Here is a 12367-nt window from a genome sequence, read left to right on the forward strand (position 1 = left end):
AGATTCTGTTTTTCTTTCATTTTTGGCTTTTCAAGTGCTGAATTTACCACATTCTATTCACGATCAACATGCATAAATGCCAAAAAGTGATTAACGCAATCTGATGCAGTATTTAGATCTACTTGGTTACTCATTTTCTCTAAACGCTTATAACTGAGTTGTGCCGTTATATGAATCACCCCATTTAAAGTTTTATCCACCACCTTATTGAAATTTAGGCATTTTTTTGGTTCACGAATTAGATTAGTTACACCTAAGTCTATAATCTGAATCAACGTATGAAACACATCAGCCATATCATTGATTTCGTTGTTTTTGATCTGTGCAACTAATGCGTGTGCCTGTTGTACTAGGTTTCGATCAATCGGATAAGATACATAAACTTGCTGATCATGATATTTAATCATATTAGAAAAATAGTTCACAAAAGGACAAAGCCGTTCATTACCAAATAGTGCGATTGACCAAGGCATATATCGACGTACTGCACCAATAATTTGTTGAATTACTTTTTCAGATTCAGTCTTATATTTCTGCGATATCGCTGTAGGTTGAGTATTTTGAATCAATAATACTGAAAAAACTTGTTCTACGATGTCACAAGCAATTTCTGAAAGTACTTCAACTAGAACTCTAGATTGACTCGCACTCGTTCCATCATTGAGTTACTGATGAATCGTCTCAAACTTATCATAAGTTACTTCATTGATTTTTAATAGAATTGAATAACTCATCGTAACCGTCCTGTTTTAAGTTTTAATATTTTTATATCGTTGTTTTATGCTTAAACATTTTTAATTATGTGATGTAACACACATAAATCTAACTTTTTTCAAGAAAAAAACAACTGTTTTCATCGACTTTTTTTGATGAAAATATTCATCATTTTTTTGCTACAATAGATCTAATTTTTTATTCAATTTTAATCTTCTGTACTATGACTGACGCTCAATCTGCTCAAAATATTGCAACTACTTACGATCCAACTGAGATCGAAAAGAAGTGGTACCAAATCTGGGAACAACAAGGTTATTTCAAACCCTCAGGTCAAGGTGAATCATTCTGTATTATGATTCCACCACCGAACGTCACAGGCAGCTTGCACATGGGTCATGGTTTTAACAATGCCATCATGGATGCTTTGACTCGCTATAACCGTATGTCTGGTAAAAATACCTTATGGCAACCAGGTACTGACCATGCAGGTATTGCAACACAAATGGTGGTAGAACGTCAGCTTGGCGCACAAAACATCAGCCGTCATGACTTAGGTCGTGAAAAGTTCATTGAAAAAATTTGGGAATGGAAAGAACAATCTGGTGGTACGATTACTCGTCAAATTCGCCGTTTAGGTTCTTCTGTTGACTGGTCACGTGAACGCTTCACCATGGATGAAGGCTTATCCAATGCGGTGAAAGAAGTCTTCGTTAAACTGCATGAAGATGGCTTAATTTACCGCGGTAAACGTTTGGTAAACTGGGATCCTAAATTACAAACTGCCCTTTCTGATCTTGAAGTAGAGTCTGATAAAGAAGAAGCAGGCTCATTGTGGCATTTCAAATACTTCTTTGAAGATAAATCACTCCGCACGCACGATGGTAAAGATCACATTGTTGTCGCAACTACACGTCCTGAAACTTTATTAGGCGATACTGCGGTTGCAGTTGCACTGGATGATGAACGCTATTCACACCTTGTAGGTCAAAATATCATTCTACCGATTACAGGTCGTGCTGTTCCTATCGTTAAAGATGAATATGTTGATAAAGAATTCGGCACAGGCTGTGTAAAAATTACGCCTGCACATGACTTCAATGACTATGAAGTCGGTAAACGTTGTGAATTGCCGATCATCAACATCTTCAACAAAAATGCGGAAGTATTGGCTGAGTTTGAATACATCGCTAAAGCAGGCGAGCAAATTTCTAAAACCATCGCTGCACCAGCAGACTACATTGGTTTAGAGCGTTTTGCTGCACGTAAACAATTGGTTGAACAAGCTGAAGCGGAAGGCTGGTTAGATCAAATTCAACCGTATACGCTTAAACCACCTCGCGGTGACCGTTCAGGTGTGATCGTTGAGCCATTATTGACTGACCAATGGTATGTAAAAATTGCACCACTTGCTGAGCCAGCGATTAAAGCGGTGAAAGATGGTGACATCAAATTTGTACCTGAGCAGTACAGCAACATGTACATGGCGTGGATGAACAACATTCAAGACTGGTGTATTTCACGTCAGCTTTGGTGGGGTCATCGTATTCCAGCTTGGTACGATGCTGAAGGTAATGTATTCGTTGGTCGTGACGAAGCAGAAGTTCGTGCCAATAATAACATTCCTGCTGATGTTGCATTGAGTCAAGATGAAGATGTATTGGATACATGGTTCTCTTCTGCGCTTTGGACATTTTCAACTTTGGGTTGGACTGGCGACAAAGCAAAAGATGCTGAAAACTATTTCCTCAATACCTTCCACCCGACTGATGTGTTAGTGACTGGTTTTGACATTATCTTCTTCTGGGTTGCACGCATGATCATGATGACCATGCACTTCATGAAAAATGAAGATGGTACGTCACAAGTTCCGTTCAAAACTGTGTATGTACATGGTTTAGTTCGTGATGGCGAAGGTCAGAAGATGTCTAAGTCGAAAGGTAACGTACTTGACCCACTCGACTTGATTGACGGTGTAGACCTTGAAACCTTAGTACAAAAACGTACGACGGGTTTGATGAACCCGAAACAAGCAGCGAAGATTGAAAAATCAACCCGTAAAGAATTCCCAGAAGGCATTCAGGCTTACGGTACAGACGCCGTTCGTTTCACATTCTGTGCACTCGCAAACACGGGTCGCGACATCAAATTCGATATGAAGCGTGTTGAAGGTTACCGTAACTTCTGTAACAAAATCTGGAACGCAACCCGTTTCGTATTGATGAATGTTGAAGGTCAAACCGTTGGTCAAACTGCTCGTCCTGATCTTTGGGAGTTACCTGAACAATGGATTATCAGCCGTCTACAAAAAGCTGAAGCTGCGGTTCAACAAGCCTTTGCAACCTACCGTTTAGATTTAGCTGCACAAGCGATCTACGACTTTATTTGGAATGAATACTGCGACTGGTATGTAGAACTCACCAAGCCAGTATTGAACGATGCTGAAGTATCTGAAGAGCGTAAAGCGGAAGTTCGTCGTGTGTTATTGGCTGTGATGGAAGCGTCTTTACGTTTGGCTCACCCGATTATGCCGTACTTGACTGAAGAAATTTGGCAAACGCTTGCGCCAATGCTGGGTATTGAAGGCAAAACGATTATGACTGCGGCATACCCTGTGCCTGCTCAAGAGAAAATCAATGAGCAAGCTGAAGCGGACATGCAATGGTTACAAGGTTTGATTGGTGCGGTACGTAACATCCGTGGTGAAATGGGCTTAGGTAATGCACGTTTATTACCAGTGTTGCTTCAAAACACAACGGAAGCTGAAAAAGCACAGATCACACGTATTGAAGCATTGTTTAAAGCTTTGGCGAAAGTGGAAAGCATTACTTTCTTGGCTGATGCTGAGCAACCGCCATTGTCTTCTTCATCTGTTGTGGGTCATGTGTCTGTATTTGTTCCAATGAAAGGTTTAATTGAACCGAAAGCGGAACTTGGTCGCCTACAAAAAGACTTAGACAAAGTGCAAAAGCAGCATGACCAAATTGCAGGAAAATTGGCAAATGAAGGTTTTGTGGCAAAAGCACCTGCGGCTGTGGTTGAAGGTGAAAAAGCGAAATTGGCTGAGTTTGCTGATCAGTTAGTGAAAATTAAAGCGAATATGGAGCAAATTGCCGCATTATAAAATAATAAGGGGCTATTTTAGCCCCTTTTATTTAGGAATTTTCAGATGAGTGTTTATTTTGAATTAGCCTGTATAACTTGTAATACCTATATCAATTTAGGTAATTATTGTTCTATGGGATTTTCTTATGGTAACACCCAATTATATGCATTTTTAGATCAACATATTCACTCTACTTGTGAGCTATTAGTATGTCGTGACGATCATGACTCAGCATGGTATGATATTAAATATAATCAAAATAATTTAGATCAAGATTATGAAGATCAAATTAACACTTCATTACAAAATCACTTTTTAAAAATACCAAAAAATAGCGGTATTAGAATTTACAACCAATTAGCTCATTTCATTGAAATATATCAGAATCAACTAGACGATTTAGAAAACATAGCTGAATTTATAATCAACACATCTTGCTTAAAAAATAAAGAACTAAAAATAGAAAATGTAAATTGCTTACCAATATTAAATGCTCAGTTTATCCCACTTGATCGATATGAGGATAGCTTTGAGCTAGGCTGTATAGAATGCAAAAAGTTTATTGATATTGGTACTACTGCTACGTGGATGGTTAATGGCTTTGAAGATTATGATTTATTATATACATTTTTAGCAGAGCATAAAAATTGCTCATCAAAAGTTTACATTTCAACAAATTATAGTTCGAATAAACCATGGAACCGTGCTGAAAACCATCTGCCTAACCAATTTCATTGTCATCCAGAATGGACTTGGGACACTCGCTCATTAAACCCTAAAGCGATTTGTTGCTATCAAAGTTCAATTTCTCAGTTTTCCGATACAGTCACCCAAGTCTTAACTTTAAGAAGTGATATGATAGAACTGATTACTATTTCAAAAGATTCTATCGAAAAACTAGAAACCATATCAGATTGGCTATACAATCATAAAGATCATTATATTGAGATTTCATAACCTAAATCCTTTCCACCCCCAAATTAATACCTTTTTAAGTTGATATTTCAAAAATATAAATCAGTGCTATATCAAATTAAAAATAATATCTATTCCAAAAAAATTTCCATGCATCCCACTAAATACCTAATTCTTTATGCCAACTAACATCACATCTTCTTTCCAGATTTTCCTCTTTTAAAAACTCTGCATATTTACTCAACTTAAGGAGTAATTTCTTTCTAGGTTTTATATCTAACCAATCTTTTACATCCAAGAAAATATCATTATCAATATCCCAGATTTGTTTATAATGAATATCAATTTTCTTTTGCCCATTAACGAAAAGTTGAAAAGTATTTTTTAGAAATCCATCTTTTTGACTTACTGTTAAGCTCTCATCATCTAAACGATACAATGCTCTATCAAATAGAAAGTAAACAAAATCGCCACAACCCAAAATTGCTACTAATTTCCTCTGTTTATCAACTTCAGCATAAAGGCCATATCCATTTGATGCACGCTGATTTTTTGATATATTCGATTGATCTAATTCTCTATTTTCAAAGTTAAAAGAATAAAGTTTGTCTTCATGATCAATGCTTAAAAATATTATTGGATTATTTTCCATTCGTTAATATCCGAATAAATTTAATATTCCTATATTGCTTAACTCTATTAATACTACAAGTAATAGGCTTGCTAACATAGATTTAATATATGATATTCCCTCTCCTCTTAGGAGATGAGGAACGATTTTAGTTCCGCAAGGGAGAGGTGCTTTTACTTTTCAAATGAACACAAATATTCCACAAATTACCCAAAACTGATTCAGTATTCTTCAACACATCATTGTTCCAATACCGTACCACACTTAAACCCAAAGCCTCTAAAAACTTGGTTCGCTCAAAATCATAAGCTCGACCATCATCTGTATTATGTTGACTACCATCCAACTCAATCACTAAACCCAATTCATGGCAATAAAAATCCACAATATACGGTGCAATTACATGCTGTCTGCGAAATTTGAGATTCATAAATCGTTTAGCGCGGAGTAATTGCCACATCAGGTGTTCTGCATCAGTGGCATTAGTCCGCATGGTCTTGGCGAATTCTAATAATTGTGGGTCTAGTTTCATTTTTTCTCCTATTTTTAATTTCCCTCACCCCAGCCCTCTCCCTAAGGGAGAGGGAGCGTCCTTTGTGAATTTGATAGTTATTCGATACGCAATAAGTTCCCTCTCCTTTCAGGAGAGGGCTAGGGAGAGGTATTTTAAAAAAAGCTTACAATGCCCCATGCACCAACAACATCTCCACCCCACTCACCTTCTTCATATGTTTTAAACGCTCTTTTTCCCACTTCAACTGCTGCTTTAACTCAGCACAATCTGCATCTATGGCTTTATATACATCACTAGTATGTAGATGCTCAGCTTTGACTTTCTTCGCCAACTGAAACGAATCTAAAATCTCTTCAATTTGGCTTTCAAGTTGCTGACTCTGTGCATCCAAAGCCAGTTTATAAAACTTCACTTGTTCTGCCGATAACTCTTTTGACCCTACACCTTTGTTCTGTTCAAGCTGTAATTGAAGTTTCAATAAATAAAATAAATCCTGCTGTTCATAAGCCTGACTCGCATGTTGGAACAACTCGGTTTTTTCTTCTTTCTTAGTCTCGTCTTGCTCACGGTCAGGGTGAATCATCGCAGCAATCTTTAAATAGACTGTTTTCAACGATTGCGCTGCCATCTGCTCAGCTTGTTCACGTTTCTGCTGTTGTCTAAGTTGTTTGGCTTGCTCTCGTGCCTGTTGCTGCTCAGCAGCATATTGCTCAAAGTCATCTTCTTCTAATTCTATATTTTGATCAAAATTTTCATTAAGTTCGAACTTAACTGACTGTACTTTTTTATTCTTTTTCGATGATTGATGTGTATGTTGCTGATAAAAAGTATCAATCTGCTGTATCAGCTTTAACTGCTCATCTTTCAACATTTTGGAGCGCTTTAAAAATTGGGCAAGTTGGGAAATTTTTTCATCCAATTGTTGCATATCAGCTTTGGAAAACTCATGGCTGTGTAGCAGATTCCAAAGTTGATCTAACTGCTGAAACAAGATTTCATGCAATTCGCTATATACTGGCAGCAGTTTTTGGCGAGTATGTTTTTGAATTTCAGCTTGGGCATTTTGCCATGTCGCAAGACTAACTTTTTGCTGTTCGATTTTATCAATCAAGCGATTCAGTTTTTTCTGCTGTGGTGACTGTTCAGCCCTTTGCTGTAAGCTAACTTTGAGATCAAAGGACATACTCATCTGCCTGAAAAATAAAAAGTGTAGCAATAATCAGATAAGGAAGGTAGTAAATCACCCTTTGAATATAATCACGTAGGGGCATCGTATTGTCGCTCAGATTTACACCAACATGCCTAGATCGTGCGATTTAGCGCTTAGCGACAATAAAAACGTCCTGTTTTCACACAAAATGCACCACTTATCACCAAAATTACAATTTAATTTCTAAATTGGTGCATTTTTTGCATTATATTTTCCATTAAATTGAGCTATTTCAGAATAGCTTGGGGTTTTAGATTTACTAAATCCATTTTGGTGCAAAAAACGAATCAATTATTTGCATAAAATATGGTTTAGCACTTTTTTTGAGCATTAATATGCAAAACGTAGATCTATTTTTCTTACTGCTCGGTGCAGTACTCGTATTAGCAATGCATGCAGGCTTTGCATTTTTAGAGCTTGGCACCGTACGCCACAAAAACCAAGTGAATGCGCTCAGTAAAATCCTTACTGATTTTGCAATTTCAGCAATCGCTTACTTTTTTGTGGGTTACTGGATTGCCTATGGACAAAACTTTTTCCATGCAGGCAGTGCTTTAACAGCAGATCATGGTTATAACTTGATGCGCTGTTTCTTCTTACTCACCTTCGCAGCAGCGATTCCAGCAATTATTTCTGGCGGCATCGCAGAACGTGCCAAAATGCGTTCACAAGCAATCGCTACTTTAATTTTGGTTGCTTTAATCTATCCTTTCTTCGAAGGCATGATTTGGAATGGCAACTACGGCTTTCAAAAATGGTTAGAGACCTCTTTTGGTGCAAGTTTCCATGACTTTGCAGGTTCAGTCGTTGTGCATGCAATGGGTGGCTGGATTGCATTAGCTGCAGTGATTTTACTTGGCGCGCGTCATGGTCGTTATAAGCATGATGGTCGTGTGAGTGCACATCCACCTTCATCGATTCCATTCCTTGCTTTAGGCTCATGGATTTTAATTGTCGGCTGGTTTGGCTTTAATGTCATGAGCGCACAGCGCGTTGATGCCATTTCAGGATTAGTTGCGATTAACTCACTCATGGCAATGGTTGGCGGTACATTGACTGCAAACTTTATGGGTAAAGATGACCCTGGTTTCTTACACAATGGCCCACTTGCAGGTCTAGTTGCAATCTGTGCAGGCTCGGATATTGTGCACCCAATTGGTGCATTGTTGATTGGTAGTGCCGCAGGCGGTATGTTTGTTTATCTATTTACTTATACTCAGAACAAACTCAAAATCGACGATGTGCTTGGTGTATGGCCTTTGCATGGTGTGTGTGGTGCTTTCGGGGGTATCGCAGCAGGTATTTTTGGTCAACAAGCATTAGGTGGTTTAGGCGGTGTATCTATTATTTCGCAAATCATTGGAACTGGCTTAGGTATTATCATTGCACTTGTTGGTGGTTTTGTAATCTATGGTATTTTGAAAGCCACAATTGGTATTCGCCTCTCTCAAGAAGATGAATATCGTGGTGCAGACCTTTCGATTCACAAGATTTCAGCCAATTCAGAAGAATCAATGTTCTAAACTGTAATGTTTAAAGCGGCAATCAAGCCGCTTTTTTTATGGATATTTAAGAGACAATTAAGCTTTAAAATATTAAATAGCAGCATGATTTTTCCGCCCAAACTGCATGCGCTATGATCTTCAAAACCCGCTTTTTTTTACTCACAAGCTCTTTATTGTGCATCAGTTTTTTTATCCTGTTATTTCTGTTTCCCGTTGGCGGAGCAATTGATCTTTATTTAATTCAACCATGGGTAGGAACTTTTGGCGATTTTGCTTTGAAAGGCGATTGGTATCTTGCAAAGCTAAATCATACTTATGTCAAAAAAGTTTTAACTATTGTCTATGTAAGCTTTTTCCTACTGTGGATCGCTTCTTTTAAAATAGAAAAATTCAAAGCGAAACGTTGGCAGTATGGCTATATGTTTTGGGTCAGTATGTTATGTACATGCATTATTGGTCTAATGAAAGCACAAGCTGCTCACGCTTGCCCATGGGATATGACCCATAAGACTGTCACAGGTTTTATTTGGGATTTTTCAGCAACTGCTGGACATTGTTTTCCAGGTGGTCATGCAAGTACAGGTTTTGCCTTAGTTACAGGCTATTTTCTTTATCGCCTCGATCAGCGTAAAAGAGCTTGGTTTTATTTATTTGCAGGTGTATTACTTGGCTTCGCAATGGGCTGGGCACAAATGATGCGTGGTGCACATTTCCTCAGTCATAATTTATGGACAGCTTGGTTTTGCTTTGCTATCAATGTTGTGGTCTATATGATCACGTATAAACGTCATTTAGCTCATGCAGCGGCTAATTCTGTAACGCAAATGAGTCCTGATATGATAAAGTGATGCCCTACTCGCATGGGCTTCATGCATGATCATGATATTCACTTAGGTACTGTTTGCTGCTGATGGATGACTTTCAAAATTTCTTAGAAACTACTTTAACTAAGCAACAATCTTCCATTCAAGCCTATGATCTAGGTTCTCATAAAGTATGGTTAAAGAAAGCATCTGAACGTCACGGTTTATGGCTTTACACGCCATTGAAGTGGTTAGCAAAAATATTTAATTTAGGCGCAATTACTCCAGTTCCAAATCAAGGTGGTTCTGCTGCAATTGAATGTGAATACAATCGGATTCAAACACTCAAATCTTTAGGTGTTTCTACATCGAATGTTCTTGCAGTTTCAAAAAAAGGAATTTTGCTTGAAGACATCGGATCACAACATCAAAGTAGCGTCTCACAACTAGATCAAGCATTGGCTTGTCAAAAAGATATTCTTTCAAAATCATTATTATTTAGCCAAGCTATTCAAGCTATTCAAGCTATTCATACTAAACAAGGCTATTTAAGCGAAGCATTCGCTCGCAACATTCTTGTCGACCAAAATAATCAGTTTAGTTTTATTGATTTTGAAACTGACCCGCATGAAGTCCTGAGTTTACATGATTGTTTTGTTCGTGACTGGTTGCTATTTATTTTTTCTACAGCCTATCATTTTGAATTTGAACAATTAGCTGATGCTAGCCAAATCCTTTATCGTGCATTACTTGCCGAACCACAAGCATATAGTGACATTTGTAAAGTTGGGAAACGCTTAAAATGGGTTCTGAATTTTAATATTAGCAAAGTGGGCAATGATGGCAAACGTATCCAAAAATGCGTTTTATTCTTACGTTATTTGAAAGAGCAATCAGAAAAAAATACGTAATTTTCAAATAGTCCTTCAATACAAATGCAGTGCTTAATGTCACGATTAAAGTTTTTTAGGTAAGCGAACTAAAACTGAGAGTCCTCCTAGATCAAGACTTCGAGATAGGACTAGGCTTCCCCCCAGTCGCTGCGTGGCTTTATCGACAATTGAAAGTCCGAGACCACTGCCCACTTCTAAATGATGGTGCACTCGATAAAAACGTTTTAGAACTTTATCGTATTGTTCAGCATCAATACCGACACCGCTATCTTCAATTTGAATACAAGCAAAATCGTCACTGTCACTGTAAACCGAAATGTTAATAATGCCTTGATCTGGCGTGTACTTAATCGCGTTATCAATCAGATTAAAAATAATTGAATGTACAGTTAATTCAAGGCTTTGCATTTCTATCAAATCGTTACGCTCAAAACCCAAATCAATTTCTTTCTGCATAGCCAGATTAACAAGTTGTTCAACACAATTCAGTGCGACATCATTAAGACAAAATTGCGTATTCGGTTCTATCAGACTTAATGCAACATCTTGCTTTGCTAAAGCTAAAAGCTGCGTCACCAAATGCTGAATACGTGCCAAGCCTTTACTCAAATTTTGCAAAGCTTCATGTTCAGGAAATTGGCTAATCAGGATCTTGGTCTGTAAATTGAGTGCAGTGACAGGTGTTCGTAATTCATGTGCAGCATCTGCTATAAACTGCTTTTGTTCGGTTTGAGCATGTTGAATTCGTTCGAATAAATGATTCATTTCTTCGATCGTTGGGATCAACTCTTGAGGATAATGATTGCCATCTATGGGGGCTAAACCTTCTGAATCACGTCGCTTTAATTCTGTTTTGAAATCGTCGAGAGGTTTTAAACTCAAACGAATGATAAAGGCTAAAACTACAATCGCAAAAGGCAATAAAATGATATAGGGAACAAACATACTCCCTGCCAATTCCCAAGCAAATGATTGGCGAACATCTTCCTGCTGACTAACTTGTATTTGATAGTCTTTTAAAGGAATGACATAGACACGCCATTTGCCTTGTGGCGTTTCTTGGCTATAAAAACCTGCTTGTTTTACAGGCGGAATGAGTAAGTGTGTTTGATGCCATAAATGACTTTGATCTTTATAAGCCCAAATATCAACCAGCAAATCTTCTTCGTGATATGTGCGATGCAGTTCAACTTTACTCGCAACACTCGTTAAAGGCTGAGCTGTCGAACGCTCAGCCATATATTGCATTTGTGTATCAAGAATCTCATCAACTTCATGTAAAGCTGTTTTATAAGCGGTAAAGATTAATAAACATCCAAGCAGTAAACTAAAGATCGAAGTTCCCCAAATCAGTCTTTTTTTCAGTGAGTATTGCTTAGATATTTTCATAAATATTTATGATTGTCCCAGTCGGTAACCCAAACCACGGATGGTTCGAATAAAATCTTTACCTAGTTTTGCACGTAAGTGATGTACATAAACCTCTATGGTATTACTGGTCACCTCACTATCAAAATCATAAAGCTTATCTTCAAGATTTGCTTTGGAGAAGATTTTATTTGGATGGCTTACAAGCGGAATTAAAATTGCCCATTCACGGTTTGATAACTCAATCTGTTGTCCTTTGAAGGTCGCCAAATGCTGCTCGACATCAAGAACCAAATCACCATTTTTCAATAACTGCGATTGATTTTTAAGTTGTGCTGTTTCTGCATGACCCCGACGCAATAGTGCATTAATTCGTGCCAATAACTCATCGAACTCATAAGGTTTAATTAGGTAGTCATCCGCACCTTGATTCAATCCATCGACACGGTTTTGCAGTTGATCTCTGGCTGAAATGATCAATACTGGAAGTACACTACGTTGACGGATTTGTCTCAATACCTGCATACCATCCATCATGGGTAAACCTAAATCAAGCAAAACTAAATCAAAATTATGCTTTGCTAATAAGGACAGCCCATCTACGCCATTATTGACCCACTCTACCTCGAATTGATGGTAGCGCAACAGAGTCAATGTTGACTCTGCAATCATAAAATCATCTTCGATCATCAAGATTTTGGTCATGAC

The 12367-nt window shown here is 37.8% G+C and carries 10 protein-coding genes and 1 pseudogene; 5 read left to right on the forward strand and 6 right to left on the reverse strand.

Going from position 1 to position 12367, the window contains the following annotated elements:
* Positions 1 to 53 precede the first annotated feature (53 nt).
* Positions 54 to 734, reverse strand: a pseudogene (locus O1450_RS11440) (hypothetical protein).
* 203 nt (positions 735 to 937) lie between these two features.
* Between O1450_RS11440 and O1450_RS11445 the strand changes: the two are divergent.
* Both O1450_RS11445 and O1450_RS11450 read left to right on the forward strand, forming a co-directional pair.
* Positions 938 to 3838: a valine--tRNA ligase gene (locus O1450_RS11445; protein ID WP_269228509.1), complete on the forward strand. Its 2901-nt coding sequence runs from the start codon at positions 938 to 940 to the stop codon at positions 3836 to 3838.
* Positions 3839 to 3883: 45 nt separating this feature from the next.
* Complete coding sequence (locus O1450_RS11450; RefSeq protein WP_269228510.1) at positions 3884 to 4777, forward strand: hypothetical protein; 894 nt, start codon at positions 3884 to 3886, stop codon at positions 4775 to 4777.
* Positions 4778 to 4895: 118 nt separating this feature from the next.
* Here O1450_RS11450 and O1450_RS11455 read toward each other — a convergent pair whose 3' ends face one another.
* The 3 genes from O1450_RS11455 to O1450_RS11465 all read right to left on the reverse strand — a co-directional run bounded on the left by O1450_RS11455 (position 4896) and on the right by O1450_RS11465 (position 7063).
* Positions 4896 to 5387, reverse strand: a complete 492-nt coding sequence (locus O1450_RS11455; protein ID WP_269228511.1) for a hypothetical protein — start codon at positions 5385 to 5387, stop codon at positions 4896 to 4898.
* 127 nt (positions 5388 to 5514) lie between these two features.
* Positions 5515 to 5898 carry an endonuclease domain-containing protein gene (locus O1450_RS11460; RefSeq protein WP_269228512.1) on the reverse strand — a complete coding sequence of 128 codons (384 nt, stop codon included), beginning with the start codon at positions 5896 to 5898 and terminating at the stop codon, positions 5515 to 5517.
* A gap of 145 nt (positions 5899 to 6043) precedes the next feature.
* Positions 6044 to 7063 (reverse strand): molecular chaperone DnaJ, encoded by a 1020-nt coding sequence (locus O1450_RS11465; protein ID WP_269228513.1) that lies wholly within the window; start codon positions 7061 to 7063, stop codon positions 6044 to 6046.
* 362 nt (positions 7064 to 7425) lie between these two features.
* Here O1450_RS11465 and O1450_RS11470 point away from each other — a divergent pair, with 362 nt between their 5' ends.
* The 3 genes from O1450_RS11470 (at position 7426) to O1450_RS11480 (ending at position 10309) form a co-directional block, all read left to right on the forward strand.
* Complete coding sequence (locus tag O1450_RS11470; RefSeq protein ID WP_269228514.1) at positions 7426 to 8613, forward strand: ammonium transporter; 1188 nt, start codon at positions 7426 to 7428, stop codon at positions 8611 to 8613.
* 113 nt (positions 8614 to 8726) lie between these two features.
* Complete coding sequence (locus tag O1450_RS11475; protein WP_269228515.1) at positions 8727 to 9443, forward strand: phosphatase PAP2 family protein; 717 nt, start codon at positions 8727 to 8729, stop codon at positions 9441 to 9443.
* Between the two features lie 62 nt (positions 9444 to 9505).
* The gene (locus O1450_RS11480; protein WP_269228516.1) at positions 9506 to 10309 is read left to right on the forward strand and encodes a serine/threonine protein kinase; all 804 of its coding nucleotides are present in this window, start codon (positions 9506 to 9508) and stop codon (positions 10307 to 10309) included.
* 45 nt (positions 10310 to 10354) lie between these two features.
* Here O1450_RS11480 and O1450_RS11485 read toward each other — a convergent pair whose 3' ends face one another.
* A complete protein-coding gene (locus tag O1450_RS11485; protein WP_269228517.1) occupies positions 10355 to 11680 on the reverse strand; it encodes an ATP-binding protein in 1326 nt (441 codons plus the stop codon).
* A 6-nt stretch (positions 11681 to 11686) separates the two neighbouring features.
* Entirely contained in the window at positions 11687 to 12364 is a 678-nt protein-coding gene (locus O1450_RS11490) for a response regulator transcription factor (protein ID WP_087543277.1), read from the reverse strand.
* Between the last annotated feature and the right edge of the window lie 3 nt (positions 12365 to 12367).

Origin of the sequence: Acinetobacter sp. TR11 (genome assembly GCF_027105035.1) — a bacterium.
Taxonomy (GTDB): domain Bacteria; phylum Pseudomonadota; class Gammaproteobacteria; order Pseudomonadales; family Moraxellaceae; genus Acinetobacter.